Source organism: Paenibacillus sp. P4_E11, from assembly GCF_056401635.1.
Genome location: NZ_JBFUIX010000033.1, coordinates 1 through 17,551, shown reverse-complemented (window position 1 = coordinate 17,551; position 17,551 = coordinate 1). Strand labels below are relative to the sequence as shown.

Below are 17,551 nucleotides of genomic sequence, written 5' to 3'. Positions count from 1 at the left end.
CCTGGAAGATTACGTGCCCATGATTTAAGTCAATGACAAGTCATACTCCTCCTAATAAAATGAAAAACAAACAATATCATATAGGAGGCTATCTTATGGCTACCTCAGTAAAAGAACTATCAAATGAGCGAAAATCTGCTTTAACTGCTGGTACATCACTTATCATCATGGCACTTGCTGCATTTTTTTCCTATGGTTTTGTCCATGGAAGCCTTGTGGTGAAGGACGATGCCAGCACCACATTTAACAACATCATGTCATCAAATAGCCTTTTCAAAGCCGAAATTCTGGGGTGGGTCATCATCCTGATAAGTGACATTGTAGTCGCATGGGCTTTATATATCTTCCTGAAGCCAATTAATAAAAACCTTTCATTGCTCGGTGCATGGCTCCGTCTTACCTATTCGACTATATTGGGAATTGCCATAATGAACTTGATAGTTGTGATGCTTCTCTCGAGACATACAAACTATTTATCCTCATTTAAAATCGAACAAACTCAATCACTTATGATGCTATTTCTTGAAGCATTCGAATCCATTTGGTCTATTGGTTTGATCGTTTTTGGTGGGCATCTGTTGATTGTGGGCTATGTGGCTTTAGCGAGCTTCTTCCCGAGAACGATTCGCCATACTAGATGCCTCCTCTGTATGTACAATTCCAAAGTTACTTATACTGCMCAATGGAAATATTGATTTTATAATGGCCATAGACAAGGATCTCATCCAGAAGTTTGGATAGTTGGTTATGATCGGATACCTGGACTTTTAAAATGAAGCACGGCTCCCCACTAACACGGTGAGCCTCTTTGATTTCATCACGTTTCTGAATGAACTCTTGGAACTTCGTATGCCTATAGTCCTTCATCATAACGATTATAAAAATACAGTAGATGTTCCCCAACAATTTTTCATTTAACCGGACCGTATACCCCTCTATAACCCCTATCTCCTCTAAACGTTGGATACGATTGGCTACAGCTACCCCAGACATATGGACTATTTCCCCAATTTGTTTCCATTGAATTCTTGAGTTATTTTGCAAACAGCGTATGATTTCCATATCAATGTGATCAATCACTCTCCATTTCATCCTTTCATCGACTAAGTAATCTGGAGAAAACTCTTTCATGAATGTATGTAAGTATAAGAACGTGTGAACTAGAATGATTACTAGAGGATCCTCAAAATACAATTATTGCCTATATAAGGAGGTTAGACAAGTGATCAAAAGGTTCATTATTTTATTTTCACTATCGCTAATTTTCGTTATCCCGGTTGGTTGTGGAAACAATACACTGAGTTCAAGTAATATAACGTCCAGTGAGGCAAGTGCTTCTCCACATAATCAGCACACTACACAACCGGAAAAAGTAGCTCCAACCAGCTCTGTCCCGAATAAAGAAACGAAATATTCGCTTGATGCTTCCGTTTATAAAGACAATGACATCTATTACCTGAAAACTAATACAAATTTGAAATTATCGAGCGAACATTATGCTGGATCGCCGGTAGATGGAGAAGGACACATCCATTTTTACCTAAACGGCTTCTTGATAGGCCCGATCAAGGATACATCTCCATATCCCCTTCATTTACGGAAAGGTAAAAATACAATAAAACTCGTATTAGCTGAAAATAACCACGCGGAAAGCCTCGGCGTTTCTAAAGATCTGAGCATTGAGAAAGCAGATTAACCACTTTGGTTGTCATATGATAAAAAACAGTCGCTTTCACTGTTAAGTTGAAAGCAACTGTTCTTTATTTATAGCGATAGCAGTCCGCACCGCGCTTGATCTTACGCAAAACAATGCGACCAGAGCCGTTCTTATATTCAGACCCCACTTACGGGTACATCCATAATGCCAACCCAGACCATATCATGCTCATCGGAGAACGTGAAGGTGATCTTGCGGCTGTCCGCACTGAACGATGGGTGAGGGTGACCGGGATGCATACCGCGGCATGGCAGCTCGCAGAGCAGCTTGGACTGTTTCGTAGTCGTGTCGATCAGCACGATCTTGGAAACGCCAGGCTCCTGTGTATCTGCCACCGCATACTGGCCGTCGGGACTGATGCCCACATGCCAGTACTTGTAGTCTCCATTCAGGAATTCGCGCCGCTTCCCCTGTTTATCCGTGAAATAAACGCCTGTCGGCTTATCCGGACTATGGGGATATTTCACGAAGAACAGCCCGCTGCCGTCATAGGCCCACATCTCGTGCCCGACATATTCCACAAGCCGTCCGCTTTCGTCCGTTCTCTGCGCAAAGACGTTGCGCGATTCCCCGACTCGTCGATCCACTACCCATAGCCGATCCGGTATATGCTCGGTCTGCCCCTCATGAGAGTAGAACACCAGCTCCGGATCGACCGGGTTGATCATGGCATGATTCGCCACCGGATAAGGCTCGTCGAACTGAGGACGGGCCGCTTCGCGCACATCTCCGTCCTCCGTACTAACGGTGCCGATTACCCATTGCACCGCCTGCTCTTGATGCTGCTCCTTCCAATAGACGCCCAGCGTCTTGCCGTCGTTCGTAATCGATAAGGGGCCTTGGAAGGAGCAATGCTCCCCCAGCTTGCAAATCGTGCGCCGTGTGCCGCTCCAAGCGTCGATCGTGTACAACTCGTTCTTGTCGTGCAAATACAGGATGTCATCACACGAAACGACACCGCGTCCCCAAACTGTCCCTTCCTCCAGCACCTGCGCATCGCCCGTTTCCGTATCGAAGCGCACGATGTTCCCCGTCATCTGCACCCGGTCGATATCCGTGTGTACGATCAAATGCCGACTGTCCGACAGCCACGTCATCGCCGTAAAATAATGATGCGCCGTATCGCGCCCTTCGCACCCGACAGCGAGTATCGGCAGCCCTGTGATTGTATCCGCAAACGATGTTCTCCTCAGCATCGTTATCGCCTCCTGTTTCTTGTGTGCTTATTCGGTATCACCGGCGTCGCCGCGTGACGCCTGCTCCCGTTCCCGGTATTCGCCTGGCGTAAAGCCGGTGCTTTTCTTGAAAATGCGCACGAAGCTGCTAACATTCGTGTAGCCAACCGACAAGGATACGTCTCGGATCAGAATATCGGTGTCTGCGAGCAATTCTTTGGCCTTCCTCAGTCGGATGCCCAGCAAATAATCGATGAAATTGCCTTCCGTCTGCTCCTTGAAGATACGGCTCATGTGCGACACACTCAGCTTGAACTCGCTTGCCAAAACATTCAGCGATAGATCGCTGTGCATGTATCGCGCATCGATGAATGCAATGATCCGCTCAACAACGTCGTTTCGCTCTCGGCTGTTTCGTTTCTCCTCGATTCGCACCGCATATCGGCTTAGCTGCTCGATCACATAGTCCGACAGCTCGCGGATGCTTTCATACTGATTCAATAGGTCGAACAGCCGGTGCGTCGGCGCCTCCTCAAGCAACGCTGGATCAATCTCGCCAACAGCTCTGGCCGCTTTCATCATGAACTGAACGACAAGCTGCCGGATCATATCAGGCGCAGCGCCGCTGCCAGCCATCTCGTCGAACCATCGCTCGGTCTGTTTCTCGATCTTCTCACGATCCGTCATCCGCAGCGAGTCGAGGATCGCATCCGTCATGCCGAGCAGCCGTATGAACTCTCCGCCAGCCGGCTCCCGAATATCTTCACTGGAGATGATCGTGTTCCCGCCGAGTATCATCTTGTATGAAAGCGCCGATAGCGCGTCGTGATAAGAAGGCTGTAGCATATCCACCCCTTGCGCCATCCGGCCTAGTCCGATGGAGATCGTCCGTTTGAACCGCTCTTCCACATAGCTCTTGATCAATTCAGCGATGGCCAAGGCCCGCAAACCATTCGCTTCGCCATCCGTCTCGGCGAAGCTGATCACGATAACGACAAGCCCGTCACGGGCTTCGATGGCCACGCCGCGATATTCGGTATTGATGATTTCCTCCGCCACGTTGCAGAGTGCGTAGCAATACAGATGAAGATCCTGCGGCTTGGCAATCTCCGACCGCCGATCGAACTCGGCAGCCATGACCATGACTTGCCCGGCGTGCAGGGCGAACCCGATCGCTTCGAGATTGCTCAGAAGTTCGCCTGCATTTCTCCGTGCGCCGATCAAGGCATCCATTACAAGCCGCCATTTGACGACTGGCTGCGCTTCACGCATTTGCCGGAACATACGGTCGCTGTCTGCCAATATATGCGATAGAGAAACTTCGATACTGCCGAATTCGTCGTCTGCCGTATGCTCGGCTCTGAGCTCATAGGCGCGATGCGACTGCAGCTGTCTCGTCACATTGGAGAGCACCCGATACACAGGCCGGAACATCCAGCGATTGACGATCGCTGACATGACGACGGCAAGCAGCAGAAGGCCGATAATAATGATCAAGAGCGTGTTCCGCACCTTCACAAGCGGCTTACTGAGCCCTGCTTCAGACACAATGCTGACAATCTCCCAACCCGTATAGGGACTTTTCATGTAAAAAACCGTTTGGTTCACACCGTTAACTTTCGTATGGAACTGTCCTTCACCCTGCTCGTTCATCTGCTTCGACCAAATCGCTTCGCTTGCTCGTGTTCCGATCATCGATTTATTCGCATGGCTAATGATCGTTCCCTGCGCGTCGGCAATGAACATATAACCGAGAGAAGGATCGATCGCATTTTTAATCAAATTGAAGATGGAGAGCTCATCGATATTGACGGCGACTGCACCTCTCCGGTACCCTTCCGCGTGCGTAAGCGGGTAGGAGCGAATAAGCGTCATCACGTTATGCCAGATAGTATTGGAATCGTCCAGGGACAGCTTCCGCGTGCCAATCAACTGATAGAAGCCTTTGTATCGTTCGAATGCGCCAATCCATTGGTAGTCGAGGGCCACTTCCCGCTGCTGGAACGGACTAGTCTGTGACCAGCGCTTCTTGGCATACGAATACAGATCAATCGAAAATATGATATCGTTGCTGTTCAATATATCGCCAATCCGGTTGTTGATCGCGATAGTGTCCTGCTGATCGGCAGAATCGTCCTCCATAAACACCCACATATCTCGGCTACGCAAAAATTGAATCGCCTCCGAGTCGACAGCCTTAAGCACTAGAAGCATCTTCTCGTTTACTTCGCGGAGCAGCGACATGTTCGTTCGCTCGACTTCTGCCTGAAGGTGATCGGTCGTGATGAAATAAGACAGGCCTGCCGTTGAAACGATGCAAAGGCTCAAGAAAAGCAAAATAATCGTGATCGCACGCTTCGAATGACTCCGCTTTTGCCGCCAAAACATGCCTCTGCCCCCCGAGTTAAGAATAAGGAAATAACGGGACCCCCGAAGAGGTAGTTATTTCCTAGTTCGAATTATTTGAAATTCGCTTTATTTTTGTCGTACCACTCCTGCGCGACTTGATCCGCTTTGTCCCCGCCGGCGTTCTTGTACTCCTTGCGCATCATGTCCAGCGCCTGCTCCGGCGTAATGTCGCCCTTGATAATCGCTCTCGTGCGGATCTCCGCCAGCTTCGGTCCGACGCTCGCGAACACGTTGCCGATCTCCGGCGAGTTCGGTGCATAGGGAATGTCACGGCGGAACGGCACACTAAGCGACGTCTTCATCGCGTCGACATTCAGTTTCACCCAGCGCTGCGAGAGCGGGTCCTGAGCGGCTTTCACGAGCAAATCCTCCAGCTTGAACGTCTTGGCATCGTTCCTTACAATTGCATACTCGCCGGCATACCCAACTTCCTTCTTAAACTTATCAGCGTCAATCATCTGCGGGACGCCATTCACCGATTTGTAATGCGTATTCTCCGTGCCGTTCAGCAGGGTGTTCCAGCCTTTATCGAGCAGCCAGTCGAGATATTGGATAGCTGCCTTCGGATTTTTCATATCCTTATTGAACGCGACGAATATATTGGCCGGCGTTTCCTGGTAGGAGCCGAACTTGCCGTACTTGGTCGAGAAGGAGGCCAGCGGCACCGGGTTCGCTTCGGGAACGTTCTTCATCAAATCCTTCATGTAAGTGTCAATGCCGTTGCCGACCGTGCCGATCAGAATGCCCGCTTTGCCTTGCGCCCAATCGGTCATCATCTTCTGGCTGTTTTTGTCGGTCAAATACTCTTTGTCGATGTAGCCGTTCTCATAGAGCTTCCGTTCGAATCCAAGGGCACCCACATTGCGGTCAACGAAGCTGGCATTGGTCATTTTGCCCCCTTCAAGATACCATTGCGTGCTGTGTGTTGCATAGAGGCCGTTGATGACATTGGGCCAGACAAACATCGAAACGACAGGCGCGCTTGTGCTCCCGGCAAGACCCTTATCCTTGAACGCCTTCACGACTGCGAAAAATTCTTCCTCTGTCGTCGGCGCCTTCATCCCAACCTTGTCTAGCCAATCCTGACGTATCCACATACCGCCGTTGGCCAAGCCGTTTGCTGGCCGCCTTGTTGTGATCCCGTATATTTTACCGTCGAATGTCATGAACGGCTTCAAGTCCGGATTCTCGTTGATATAGTTCTTCAATACCGTGCTGTACTTATTGATATAATCGTCAATCGGTTGAATGACGCCCTGTGTGACGAGCGTACCGATATAATTGCGGTCATATTCCCATATCAGATCCGGTGCTTCACCGGAGGCAATCAGCGTATTTAGCTTATCCTGCGCCTGGTTACGGGGAACCGGGACGTATTTGACCTGGATGCCCGATTGTTCCTGAATCCACTTGGTCCAGCGATTCTGTTCGTAGGAGCCTTCATCTGCCGCGACGGTGCCCCGGTCGAATATCGAAACACTGACGGCCTTCGGCAGCTTGTCGTACTTGTCTTCCGTCTTACCTGAAGCGGACGGAGCCGGACTGCCGCTCGCGCCTCCCTCCGATTTGCCGCAACCTGTTAACGCCGTTCCCAGCATTAATGCCAGAATCGTAGAACCTAACACCCATCGTTTCGTTCTCTTCATACTGTGACCTCCCACAAAGATTGATTATATCACAAGGCGCTTGGCGCCATTATGAACGATTGATCCTACACGCTGAACCAACTAGCCTTTTACGGAGCCCATTAAGACACCTTTTACGAAATATTTTTGCAGGAACGGATAAATGAGCAGGATCGGCAGCGCAGCCAACATGGCGGCGCCCGCCCGTACCCCTTCCGGTGGCAGCGTATGGTTCGCGTCCGTTGAATCCCCGAGCAAGAGCGCGGGATCTATATTGTCGATCATCTGATAGAGCTTGACCATGAGGGACATCTTGGTCGAGCTCTTAATGTAGATGAGCACGTTGTAATAGGCGTTCCACCATCCCACCGCATAGAACAGCGTTAACGCAGCGAGTACAGGAAGCGCAAGCGGCAGGACAATCCGCACAAGCACCACCCAGTCCTTCGCCCCGTCGATGGAAGCCGACTCCTCCAGCTCGCTCGGCAGCCCTTCGAAGAACGTCTTCAGAACGAAGAGGTTGTACGTGCTGAGGAGTGCCGGCAGCCAAAGCGACCAATACGTATTCATAAGTCCCAAGCTTTTAATGAGCAGAAAATGCGGGATAAGCCCTCCACCGAACAGCATGGTGAAAATGATCATCCCGAGGACTGGCCCCCGTCCGCGGAGATCCGCCTTGGACAGTGGGTAAGCCGCCATAATCGTAACCAAAATATTCAGTAATGTGCCGACAACCGTCATCACGACCGTATTTCTCATCGCCATGAACAACTGCCCATCATCAATCAAATTGCGGTAGGACTCCAGAGTAAACTCTATCGGCCATATCGATACGCTGCCTGCTCGAATCGCTTCGCCCGAGCTGAGGGAAACCGCCAGCACATTCAGAATCGGAAACACCGTTGTGAACGTGCACGCCGCCAAGAAGAGATATAGAATGCCGCGGGACACGCTGCCCTTCCTAAAAGCCATACGCAGTCCCTCCTTTCCGTGAACCTTGCCTCGTACTGCACCCATTTCCTACCATAACGCCCGCTCTCCCATCGCCCGTATGATACGATTCACCGAAAGCACCAATATCAAGCCTACGAGGGATTGAATCAACCCGATGGCGGTTGTGTAGCTGTACTGCAGGTTGACGAGGCCCAGTCTGTAGATGTAGGTGCTCATGACGTCGGAAACGCTCGTTACCATCGGATTCGTGAGCACCCATACTTTCTCGAAGCCGACATCGAGCATATGCCCCATTTGTAGAACGAGCACAATCGCGATCGTGCTTCGGATTCCGGGTAGCGTCACGTGCCAGATTTGCCGCAACTTCCCGCCGCCGTCGATTCTGGCTGCCTCATATAAATGCGGGTCGATGCTTGACATGGCCRCCAAAAAGAGAATGGTGCCGAAGCCAGCGTCCCGCCATATGCCGGAGAACACATACACGAGCGGCCACCAGAAGGTGCTACCCATGAAATAAACCGGATCGATCCCGAACGCCTTCAGCACATAATTGACAAACCCGGTGCTTGGGGACAATAGGCCGATCACAATCGTGCCGAGAATGATCCAGGATAGGAAATGCGGCAAATACAGCAGGTTTTGTACGACTCGCTTATACCATTCCACTCGAACCTCGTTCAATATAATGGCGAGCGCGATCGGCACGGGAAAACCGATGCATAGCCCGTATACATTCAAGAGAAGCGTATTGCGGACGATCTTCAGCAGGTCGCTGCTGTGCATCAGCCGGTTGAAATGCTCCAGCCCCACCCATTTGCTTCCCCAGATGCCATCGGCCAGCCGAAATTGTTTAAATGCGATGATTTCCCCGTACAAGGGGAGGTATTTGAATACGATAAAATAAGCGATTACGGGGATGAGCAGCATATAAAGAAACGGTCTGCGCTTGAGCTCCCTCCATAACGACCTTCGCGAACCCGTTTGTTTGGCGCGTTTGCCGCTTCCAACTTCCGCGGCTGGTTGTGCAAGCATGCTTCGTTCTCCTCCTCTCTGTTGTCAGCCTGTTGCGGACCGGCTTGATCCCAACATAACAACCGCCGTCTTCTTTGGAAATATCCACTTTTTGATGCCATTCACTTGTTTTGCTCTGGGGTTTAAGCGCTTTTTGCTCCGGTATGCCTTTCATGATCAATAACCCGGACACGGCGGGCCACACAAAATAAAAAGCCGAGCGAACATCAGGCATACATACCTGAAATTCGTCGGCCCTCATCATACGAAATGCCACTACCTATACTGCCAAAGCTGCCACCTACGTCTCCGAAGCCATTGATACCGTGTTCTACCTAAGCAAAGCAAGGTATTCTTTCACAGCATTATCAACAAATGATCGTTCAGGACGGGATTTCATCATAACCGTAAGCCCTATTAACGATACGACCAATGTCTGTGCCAAACTCTTTGCGTTAATACCGCTATCAAGCTCACCTGAGCGCAAACCTCGTTCAATCGTTTCTTGAAATATGACCGAAAGGTACATCTGATGTTCTCTTGTTAGGATTTCAAATTTCTCATCATGAGGCGAAAGTTCCACCATCGAATTGATGCAGAAGCATCCCCAGCTTGGACTTTTTTCATATTCCTTTGCCACTATATTTTCAAAAAAAGCACGGAATGCTTCTTTGACAGAAAGATTGTTTTGAAGATTGGCGCGTACATAGGCAGCATGAGAACTCGTATATTTTCGCAATGCAGCTTCAAATAGTTCTTTTTTGTCTCCAAAGGCTGAGTATATGCTGGGTCGCTGAATGCCCATTCTTGATGTTAAATCGCTCAAAGAGGTAGCTTCGAACCCCTTTTCCCAAAATAGTTGCATAGCTGCATCCAATGCCTTTTCCATATCAAATTCGCGTTGTCGAGCCATAACAACCCCCTCTTTTCATATCGAACGGTATATTATGATTTTACTTACAGTAGGTTACTTTGTCAATTCATCTACCTTACTATAGTAAAACCTTGACATTTAGTATTTATGAGAGGTATATTGATCAGGAATATTTCATACCAATCGGTACATTATTAAGTGAAATGAGCAATAGAAAACTGAAGGAGGTGTTATTTTTGGAGAAGTTCGTTCGATATGTGGCACTCTTATTTGCTATCGCCTGCGGACTGGCTGTCGCCAACATCTATTACGCGCAACCATTACTGGACGCTATTTCGGACGAGTTCGGAATTACCCATTCAACCGTCGGCATTGTTATTACAATCACTCAAGTGTGTTACGCGCTGGGACTGCTGTTACTAGTGCCGCTCGGCGATTTATTAAATCGACGTTGGCTGATCGCTGGACAGATGCTTTTATCCGTGATGGCTTTGATTGTGGTTGGCACCGCCCCTTCCAGTACGGTTCTGTTCATAGGCATAGCTGCGGTTGGACTGCTCGCCGTAGTAACACAGACGCTCGTTGCGTTCGCAGCAACCTTGGCTGACTCGGCCGAACGTGGGCGTGTCATCGGAGTTGTGACAAGTGGAATCGTAATTGGTATTCTTCTTGCGCGAACTTTCGCTGGCGTATTAACGGATTTAGCCGGTTGGCGTTCGGTTTATCTTGTCTCTGCGGGATTAACGCTAATCATGGCAGGCGTTTTGTTCCGGGTGCTGCCTCATTCTGAGCACGATAGAGTGTCATTGTCCTACCTACAGTTGCTACGCTCTATGCTCACGTTGTTCTTACAAGAACGAATCTTGCGCATCCGTGCTGCACTAGCCCTGATGATTTTTACTGCTTTTAGTATATTATGGACTTCCTTAGGGCTGACTCTAAGTGCTCCGCCGCTTTCTCTTTCGCATACTGCGATTGGGGCATTTGGTCTCGCTGGAGTTGCGGGGGCGTTAGCGGCAGCGCGAGCAGGTCGCCTTGCTGATCAAGGTTTAGGCCAGAGGACCACCGGCGTGGCGTTGGTTCTGTTGCTTACATCATGGTTGCCAATCAGTTATACCCACCATTCACTTCTCGTATTAATCGTTGGTATTGTCCTTCTTGACCTGGCCGTACAAGCCGTACATGTCACTAACCAGAGCATGATCTTTACTGTGCGTCCTGAGGCACGTAGTAGGCTTACCGCAGGTTACATGATTTTCTATTCCATTGGCAGCGCCATCGGGTCAATTGCATCTACCAGTATCTATGATCATTCGGGCTGGAACGGGGTGTGCTTGTTAGGTGCTAGTGTCAGTGCTTTGGCTCTTCTATTCTGGTCACTGACCCGTCGCCATTAAAGAATAGCTGAGCTTGATGATTAACTAGCATGCTCGAATTTTCGTATTTCTTTTCATTTATGGATCCTCTAAATTGAATTTATTCCTTGAATTTGGTAACCCTACTTGCAACGAAAGGAGGGTTCGTATGCCGGAAGAAAAGAATGAATTAGCAAGCAATGAAGACTTGGTTGCAGACAAAATGAATATTAACAACAGTTGCAGAGATATGACTTTAGTTACAGATGGTAAATTTCTAGAAGATGGTATCGTTGAACTTACAGACAAAGATAAGTATATGGATGAACCTTAATACAAGCTCCGTTTCTGCTAATCTGTTTTACGACAATAAGTTTTGAAGTGCAAGAAACCAGCAAACTCAAGGGTTTGCTGGCTTTTTTCTTAAACATTACATACCGGCTCTAACAAGCCCATATTCAAACAAGTTTCAACAGAAAGAATCTTTATGCTTGCTTGAAATCGAACATGAACCCGTTCATCGTCTAGCGTGAGGATAGATCCCGTCCCGAAAACCCTATGCCTAACCGTCGCCCCAACTATCAACTCCGACTTACTACGGATAGCATTGGGGTTGTAGGGGACCAACGTTTGCCGCGAACCCGGTGGCTTCCTTACAGTCACCGCTACTTGCTGTGCTGGCGCATTCCTTGTCTCCTTCACCTTCGGAGGGTCAATGATGCTCCTAACAGCTGCTACGAATGGAGACTCTGCTGTCTTCTCCTTATCCCGCTCCTGATACCCGATCAGTTCCAGGTACTCTTTGGCCCGTGTCATTCCTACATAGAACAAGCGAGTCGCTTCTTCCATAAGGGCGGTGCTTTTGTCATCCGGAGAGGGGATAATCCCGTCGATCAGGTCGATCATATACACTCGCTCGAACTCCAATCCTTTCGCACTATGAAGCGTCGAGAACGTTACCGCATTTTGACCCTTTCTGGATTTGGCGGTCTTGAGTACCGCTTCCAAGTGCTTGAGCCGACTCGCGAACGCCTCCATCGTATCCAACGTATCCGCAATCTCCTCCAGCGTGTTCAGGATCCCGATCAAAGTTTCTTTTCGAAATCCAAGTCGTTCGCACATCTTCTCCAGCGCTTTCTCGTAGCCCAACCGACCTCGAATGACCCGGATCGCATGCAGCGGCGGCATCCCTTTCATCTCCAGGAATGTTTCTTTGCTCGCCTTCAGTAGGTTGATTTGATAGTCCTGCAACGGAACGTAATTCAACAAGTTATCGAAGACCGACTCGTTATTGTCGATTTGTTTCAAAGCCGCCATCTGTTGCTTACTAATATATCCGTTGAACTTCAGATGGATTTGCTCCAATAAGTCCGGACGTTTGTCGGTAAAGGTCATTCGCATGAAATTCAGAATATCGCCAACCACCCAATGAGAGAAGAAGCGATTGTCGGCATCCTTCATATAGAACGGGATACCAGCTCGATCGAACTCATTCATTAAGGCAATGGAGGAGGAGTTGTTGCGATACAACACGGCCACTTCAGCGAGGTCCTCAACCTTCTCAATTTCCTTCACCAAATACTTGGCTTGGTTCAAGTAATCCGTCAAACTCCTGATATTGATCGGCTTCATTGATGGATTGTTGGTGAACATATTTTTGTCGTACCTATCCTCGTTACGTTTAATGAAAGAATTGGCGACCGTCACGATATCCTGGGATGACCGATAGTTCTGCTCCATGAACAATGTAGTCGCATGCGGGTATACCTGTTTGAAATTCAACAAGTAAGATGGCTCTGCCCCACGCCAGCTATAGATCGACTGGTCATCGTCGGCTACCACACACAGATTCCCATGCCCCCGAACCAGCTTCTCGATAATGGCATGCTGCACCATAGAAGTATCTTGGCTCTCGTCGGTGAGCACATAATCATACCTCATCTGAACCTTCCGAAGCAGGTTCCTGTCTCTCTCCAGAACCTGTTCTCCCATCGTCAGCATATCGTCGTAATCGATTAACACCTTCGGGTGGGCCGACTTCTTAAAGGACTCATATTCACGCAGAATTCGCTCCGCTTCTGGAACCTCAACCTTTACCGATGCCCATTGATCGGGTGGGATCATTTTGTTCTTGATGTAGCTGATATAGGTCGTCAACTCGTCCATCTGATCGTCGGTCATGTTCTCTCCAACCATCGATTGGAACATCTTCCGCAAAATGATCTTCTTGTGCAAGGGCCATGCATCCGAATCAGCCGCTTCCTGCTTCTCCATATCGACGTCACCCTCGATAATCTGGTAAGCCATTCCCGATTTGCGAAAGTGATCCCGCACCACTTCGAAAGCAAAGCTATGAATCGTTGAGAAATCGACTGGAGGCAGATGTGGAAAAAAACGCTTGAACCGCTCCTTCATATCACTTGCTGATGCACGGCTGAACGTAACCGCCTTGATCCTTGATGGATGAACTCTCTTCTCCTCGATTAGATAGCCAATTCGCATAATGATCGTGGTCGTTTTCCCGGAGCCCGGCGATGCCAATAACAGCAGTGGACCTTCAGTCTGAAGCACGGCCTCTCGCTGGACTTCATTCAAGGAGACGCCAATCTCCTTCTTCTTGCGGGCAAAAAATGGTTCACTTTCCTTCATACCCATTACCCTTTCATTCACCGCTCCATATGCCTACAATACCTTTTTTACAAATTCAGATTTTAATTTCATTTCTCCAAAACCATCTATCTTACAATCAATATCATGATCCCCATCAACCAAACGTATATTTTTTACTTTTGTTCCTATTTTGACGACTAACGAACTTCCTTTTACTTTAAGGTCTTTGATTACAGTAACAGAATCACCGTCGTTTAGTACATTACCATTGGCATCTTTGATTATCCTTCTATCGGCATTATCCTCAGATTCTAGTTCTATATTCCACTCATGAGCACATTCCGGGCAAATCAATAGACTTCCATCTTCGTACGTGTATACTGAATTACATTTCGGGCAATTTGGCAAATCAACCATGATCTCTGTTCCTCCAAGTAAAATTCAATTTTCTATATACTTTAGCAATATGACCGCACAAATACAAACCCGTATACCAGAAAAGGTGCGGTGGCGAGAAAAAGACATGAACTTACATGCTTAAATGACCCCACAAAGTGACGTGGGCCTTCGGAGCTTATTCCACGGCGAAGCCCCTTTGCGGGGACCCCGGGATTTATAAATTCTTATTTGTAAACAAAAACTCCGCGCTTAGCGCGGAGTTTAATCAATGGATGTTCTAGTCCTTCAACATAGATAAAATATACTAATCATCTAATCCCTGTCCATTGAGAATATGCGGCAAATATTTTTCAATTCTGGACTCTCGAGTTTTGGATTGCTTGGGTGCAGAAAAATAAAGTATGTACGCTCTTTGCCGTCCAGGCGTCAATGCTTCAAAAGCAATTTTCAAATCAGGGATTTCAACGAATTTATTTTGTAATTCTTCAGGAATGGTGTATTCCGTATTCTTGTTATAGGTCACTTGCAAACCGGCTTTTTCAACTTCAATGGCTTCATCAATATATGCTTTCAAGATAAGCTGCATCTCATCTATCTCTTGAACATTGGTGAACCGAATTTGGCGCGCCGCCTGTACATTCTCCGTTTGTTGGATTAGGATCCTATGGGGATCTTTTAACAAGACGCCTTTGTGAAACAGAAGCGCACAGTATTCTTTAAATCCATGGATTAAAACGATGTTTTTATTCTGAAACGTGTAACAAGGATGCATCCACTTAAATTCTTCGGTCAGCTCGCAGTCAAGAACGATCTCTCTCAACATCTCGAATTCTTCCTTCCACTTTTTAGCCTTACTAAAAAATGGATCAATCTTAGGATTCCTTTCACCTTTTATCATCAAGGTATACCCCTCTATCGACTTGTTTTAAGCAGAAAATACTTGCTCGATTGCCGCCCGATAAATCAAAAGTCCGCGGTATTCATGAGTACCAGAGCGGCTGCAATCAATACCTTTTCAAGCTCGCCGCACCATTTACCCCAGCCATACCTAGCGCCTTCGAGACCTTGAGCATTGGCGAATCCGGTTTGTTCGAGATGAAGGTTAACCTTTCCGTCTCCTAAATCCTGCAGCGTCCAGGTGACCGTGTGCTTCTCCCCTCCGCTGGCCCAAGTGTAGGACACCCGGTTTGGTGCGTCTACGATAAGCACTTCTCCGTCAATAATACCATCCCAATATTCGGACGGTTGCGTGCGAAACTGAAAACGGTGTCCTACGACGGACTCAAAATCATTCTCCATCGCCTGACCATTGTGGATGTTGACCACCCGCTTGGCAAGCTTGCTTGAATCGGTTAAGGCGGACCAAAAAGGATAAGGATAAACTCATTCATCCTCCTCCTCTAATAGTTGGTTCAAACGCAACAAATTCGTACTCCAGAACTTGTTGTAGAACGCCACCCAATCATGAATTTCTCTAAGTGGTGAGGCGTTTAGCCTAAATCGCGTCTCCCTGCCGACTTTTCTGTCAAGGACCAGTCCGGCCTCTTTAAGGATTGTCAAATGCTTGGATACCGCTGTACGGCCCATTTGAAACTGTGTCGTTAACTCATGAAGCGGTATCTCCTCTGACTCTGCTAACAGACGAATCAGTCGGCGTCTAGTTGGGTCTGCAATTGCGTCAAACACATCCCGCAACTGGTTGTTTTCGCTCACAGCACCCTCTCCTAAGACCTCTAATAGGTCACCATTTGGTGTCTCTTTCATTGTAGGACACCATTAGGCGTCGTGTCAACGAATTTTATAAAGTCCAGATCAGTCAGCTAATTTCGTGATGGTGCGAAATGAAGAACCATTTCTTCATAATATTCGGGAATCAGTACATATTCTTGACATCCGATAGCATTTCATTACGACAAAAAAACAGGGACATAAGAACAAAAAAGCTTGATTTCTCATAAGGACTCGCGGGTGAACCTGTTGCCATGAAGGCACGCTCGGCGATCTTTACAACCATTTGACAAAATAAAAAAATCCTGTTTTCACAGGATTTTTTCTTATTTATTTTTTAACCACAGGCACCCAAAATTCCCCATAGAAAGTGCCGTCGCCGTTATCTTTGCGATAAGTTGCATTTGGACCGCCGATGTATGCATAGTCAGTGATTTGGGCCAAGACTTCGCCAAAAGCACGGTAAGTCAGCTGATCAAACAAAGTTTCCTTGTCGCCATTTCCTGCGACCACGATGTACTCGCTCTCTGGAAACTCGATGATGCGCGTTGCGTCAGCCACTGATTTGCCAGCTTCTACCGCGAAATAATTCCACGGTTTTCCTTGATAAACCTCGTTGACTGACCATTCGCGATCGTCTTTTGCGGCGTTTTTGAGCTTATCAAAACGCCCGTCAGCCTTGAGTCCGCCCCAAAACTCAGCTTTTTCCTTTTGCAAAGCTGGCATGTCTTGGAAATTCGACTGGATTGAAAAACCATAAGCGGTCAATGTGAATGATTTTTTGTGTTCAAGTGTGTAATCTGTCATGTGAGTGCTCCTATTATCCAGTTTAACTTCTGAGAGGTCAGGCTCCGCTACAAAATGCCAATGTCAAGCAAGAAGCCTTCTTTGCCGCCAAAAGCTTGCAGTTTGTATTCTGCCAAAATGTTCACAGAATCATGTCCGAAAAAGCAATCTGATGACCTGCAAGAATGATCGCACCGTACAAAGTGATGTCCTCAGGCTCACGATCGGTAATCCCGAGCTTTGTTGCTACACCTGGATTTCCAGGCTGTCTAAAAATTACTTTGCGCCGAAAAAGGGGCATAGCCGTCGCCAAAATTGCAAGAATAAAAATGAAGTGAGTTTTTCAAGTGTTTTTCCTCTTAAATTAAGGTCTATCAAATTTGACAGACCTTGTTTTTTGATTTTGTCGAATTTGACAGAGATTAGCCTTCKACTTTCTTTACACGAAGCCACATTTCGCCGTAGAATTCACCGTTTTCAGCAGCTTTGACGAATGTTGAGTTACCAGGACCAACGTATTTGTAGTCTGTGATTTCTTGCATCATGCCGCCGAAAACTTTGCCTGTGATTTCGTCAGCAAGGCGGTCTTTGTCAGCGCCTGTGCCAGGTACGACGAGGTAGTCGCCAGCGAGGAAATCGAGGACGACCGCGCCTTCCACGTCGAACTCACCCATCACGCCGAAGCCGCGCCAAGCCTTGCCGTCGATGACGTAGTTGATTTGATATTCTTGCCCGTCAGCGAGCGCGAGAAGTTCAGCAAGCTTGCCGTTTTCAGTGATTTCAGCTTTTTTCGCTGCAGTTTTTGCTGCATTACCTGCCCAGTCGTTGTAGTCTTCAAGTGAAACACCGAAAGCAGTCATTTTGTAGTTTTCTGAGATTGTTTTGATTGAGTAGCTAGACATTTTGTT

Annotated in this window: 17 protein-coding genes and 1 pseudogene; 4 read left to right on the top strand and 14 right to left on the bottom strand. The window is 47.8% G+C overall.

Annotated elements, in window-relative coordinates; all coding sequences use genetic code 11:
• Nucleotides 1-95 precede the first annotated feature (95 nt).
• On the top strand, nucleotides 96-695 hold the full coding sequence (locus tag AC1DWB_RS14625; RefSeq protein WP_477541807.1) for a DUF4386 domain-containing protein: 600 nt from the start codon (nucleotides 96-98) through the stop codon (nucleotides 693-695).
• Here the strand turns inward: AC1DWB_RS14625 and AC1DWB_RS14620 are convergent.
• Nucleotides 667-1,092, bottom strand: a complete 426-nt coding sequence (locus AC1DWB_RS14620; protein WP_477541806.1) for an Lrp/AsnC family transcriptional regulator — start codon at nucleotides 1,090-1,092, stop codon at nucleotides 667-669. The genes AC1DWB_RS14625 and AC1DWB_RS14620 overlap by 29 nt on opposite strands.
• 130 nt (nucleotides 1,093-1,222) lie before the next feature.
• On the opposite strand from AC1DWB_RS14620, the gene AC1DWB_RS14615 reads away from it, so the two are divergent.
• Nucleotides 1,223-1,696, top strand: a complete 474-nt coding sequence (locus tag AC1DWB_RS14615) for a hypothetical protein (RefSeq protein WP_477541805.1) — start codon at nucleotides 1,223-1,225, stop codon at nucleotides 1,694-1,696.
• Between the two features lie 137 nt (nucleotides 1,697-1,833).
• On the opposite strand, the gene AC1DWB_RS14610 is transcribed toward AC1DWB_RS14615, so the two are convergent.
• The 6 genes from AC1DWB_RS14610 to AC1DWB_RS14585 all read right to left on the bottom strand — a co-directional run bounded on the left by AC1DWB_RS14610 (nucleotide 1,834) and on the right by AC1DWB_RS14585 (nucleotide 9,804).
• Complete coding sequence (locus AC1DWB_RS14610) at nucleotides 1,834-2,913, bottom strand: TolB family protein (RefSeq protein ID WP_477541804.1); 1,080 nt, start codon at nucleotides 2,911-2,913, stop codon at nucleotides 1,834-1,836.
• Between the two features lie 27 nt (nucleotides 2,914-2,940).
• Nucleotides 2,941-5,280, bottom strand: a complete 2,340-nt coding sequence (locus AC1DWB_RS14605) for a helix-turn-helix domain-containing protein (RefSeq protein WP_477541803.1) — start codon at nucleotides 5,278-5,280, stop codon at nucleotides 2,941-2,943.
• A 71-nt stretch (nucleotides 5,281-5,351) separates the two neighbouring features.
• Nucleotides 5,352-6,947 (bottom strand): extracellular solute-binding protein, encoded by a 1,596-nt coding sequence (locus tag AC1DWB_RS14600; protein WP_477541802.1) that lies wholly within the window; start codon nucleotides 6,945-6,947, stop codon nucleotides 5,352-5,354.
• A gap of 81 nt (nucleotides 6,948-7,028) precedes the next feature.
• Entirely contained in the window at nucleotides 7,029-7,898 is an 870-nt protein-coding gene (locus tag AC1DWB_RS14595; protein ID WP_477541801.1) for a carbohydrate ABC transporter permease, read from the bottom strand.
• A 48-nt stretch (nucleotides 7,899-7,946) separates the two neighbouring features.
• Nucleotides 7,947-8,912, bottom strand: coding sequence for an ABC transporter permease (locus AC1DWB_RS14590; protein ID WP_477541800.1), 966 nt, complete (start codon nucleotides 8,910-8,912; stop codon nucleotides 7,947-7,949).
• A 310-nt stretch (nucleotides 8,913-9,222) separates the two neighbouring features.
• Nucleotides 9,223-9,804 (bottom strand): TetR/AcrR family transcriptional regulator, encoded by a 582-nt coding sequence (locus AC1DWB_RS14585; protein ID WP_477541799.1) that lies wholly within the window; start codon nucleotides 9,802-9,804, stop codon nucleotides 9,223-9,225.
• Between the two features lie 164 nt (nucleotides 9,805-9,968).
• On the opposite strand from AC1DWB_RS14585, the gene AC1DWB_RS14580 reads away from it, so the two are divergent.
• Both AC1DWB_RS14580 and AC1DWB_RS14575 read left to right on the top strand, forming a co-directional pair.
• A complete protein-coding gene (locus AC1DWB_RS14580) occupies nucleotides 9,969-11,162 on the top strand; it encodes an MFS transporter (RefSeq protein WP_477541852.1) in 1,194 nt (397 codons plus the stop codon).
• 127 nt (nucleotides 11,163-11,289) lie between these two features.
• Nucleotides 11,290-11,454, top strand: coding sequence for a hypothetical protein (locus tag AC1DWB_RS14575; RefSeq protein WP_477541798.1), 165 nt, complete (start codon nucleotides 11,290-11,292; stop codon nucleotides 11,452-11,454).
• 89 nt (nucleotides 11,455-11,543) lie between these two features.
• On the opposite strand, the gene AC1DWB_RS14570 is transcribed toward AC1DWB_RS14575, so the two are convergent.
• The 7 genes and pseudogenes from AC1DWB_RS14570 to AC1DWB_RS14540 form a co-directional block, all read right to left on the bottom strand.
• Nucleotides 11,544-13,769, bottom strand: a complete 2,226-nt coding sequence (locus AC1DWB_RS14570; RefSeq protein ID WP_477541797.1) for an ATP-dependent helicase — start codon at nucleotides 13,767-13,769, stop codon at nucleotides 11,544-11,546.
• Nucleotides 13,770-13,802: 33 nt separating this feature from the next.
• Complete coding sequence (locus tag AC1DWB_RS14565; protein WP_477541796.1) at nucleotides 13,803-14,147, bottom strand: zinc ribbon domain-containing protein YjdM; 345 nt, start codon at nucleotides 14,145-14,147, stop codon at nucleotides 13,803-13,805.
• A gap of 286 nt (nucleotides 14,148-14,433) precedes the next feature.
• Complete coding sequence (locus AC1DWB_RS14560) at nucleotides 14,434-15,027, bottom strand: YdeI/OmpD-associated family protein (protein WP_477541795.1); 594 nt, start codon at nucleotides 15,025-15,027, stop codon at nucleotides 14,434-14,436.
• A gap of 65 nt (nucleotides 15,028-15,092) precedes the next feature.
• Nucleotides 15,093-15,494 (bottom strand): annotated as a pseudogene (locus tag AC1DWB_RS14555) (SRPBCC family protein); the annotation flags it as partial.
• Between the two features lie 18 nt (nucleotides 15,495-15,512).
• Complete coding sequence (locus AC1DWB_RS14550; RefSeq protein ID WP_477541794.1) at nucleotides 15,513-15,842, bottom strand: ArsR/SmtB family transcription factor; 330 nt, start codon at nucleotides 15,840-15,842, stop codon at nucleotides 15,513-15,515.
• Between the two features lie 345 nt (nucleotides 15,843-16,187).
• Entirely contained in the window at nucleotides 16,188-16,664 is a 477-nt protein-coding gene (locus tag AC1DWB_RS14545; protein WP_477541793.1) for a GyrI-like domain-containing protein, read from the bottom strand.
• A gap of 401 nt (nucleotides 16,665-17,065) precedes the next feature.
• The coding region (locus AC1DWB_RS14540) for a hypothetical protein (protein ID WP_477541792.1) at nucleotides 17,066-17,551 on the bottom strand (486 nt) is incomplete at its 5' end.

What these genes read in the sequence shown, in the direction of transcription:
- AC1DWB_RS14610 (WP_477541804.1), bottom strand. Translation starts at nt 2,913, where the DNA reads ATGCTGAGGAGAACATCGTTTGCGGATACAATCACAGGGCTGCCGATA.
- AC1DWB_RS14605 (WP_477541803.1), bottom strand. Translation starts at nt 5,280, where the DNA reads ATGTTTTGGCGGCAAAAGCGGAGTCATTCGAAGCGTGCGATCACGATT.
- AC1DWB_RS14600 (WP_477541802.1), bottom strand. Translation starts at nt 6,947, where the DNA reads ATGAAGAGAACGAAACGATGGGTGTTAGGTTCTACGATTCTGGCATTA.
- AC1DWB_RS14595 (WP_477541801.1), bottom strand. Translation starts at nt 7,898, where the DNA reads ATGGCTTTTAGGAAGGGCAGCGTGTCCCGCGGCATTCTATATCTCTTC.
- AC1DWB_RS14585 (WP_477541799.1), bottom strand. Translation starts at nt 9,804, where the DNA reads ATGGCTCGACAACGCGAATTTGATATGGAAAAGGCATTGGATGCAGCT.
- AC1DWB_RS14580 (WP_477541852.1), top strand. Translation starts at nt 9,969, where the DNA reads ATGAGCAATAGAAAACTGAAGGAGGTGTTATTTTTGGAGAAGTTCGTT.
- AC1DWB_RS14575 (WP_477541798.1), top strand. Translation starts at nt 11,290, where the DNA reads ATGCCGGAAGAAAAGAATGAATTAGCAAGCAATGAAGACTTGGTTGCA.
- AC1DWB_RS14570 (WP_477541797.1), bottom strand. Translation starts at nt 13,769, where the DNA reads ATGAAGGAAAGTGAACCATTTTTTGCCCGCAAGAAGAAGGAGATTGGC.
- AC1DWB_RS14565 (WP_477541796.1), bottom strand. Translation starts at nt 14,147, where the DNA reads ATGGTTGATTTGCCAAATTGCCCGAAATGTAATTCAGTATACACGTAC.
- AC1DWB_RS14560 (WP_477541795.1), bottom strand. Translation starts at nt 15,027, where the DNA reads ATGATAAAAGGTGAAAGGAATCCTAAGATTGATCCATTTTTTAGTAAG.
- AC1DWB_RS14545 (WP_477541793.1), bottom strand. Translation starts at nt 16,664, where the DNA reads ATGACAGATTACACACTTGAACACAAAAAATCATTCACATTGACCGCT.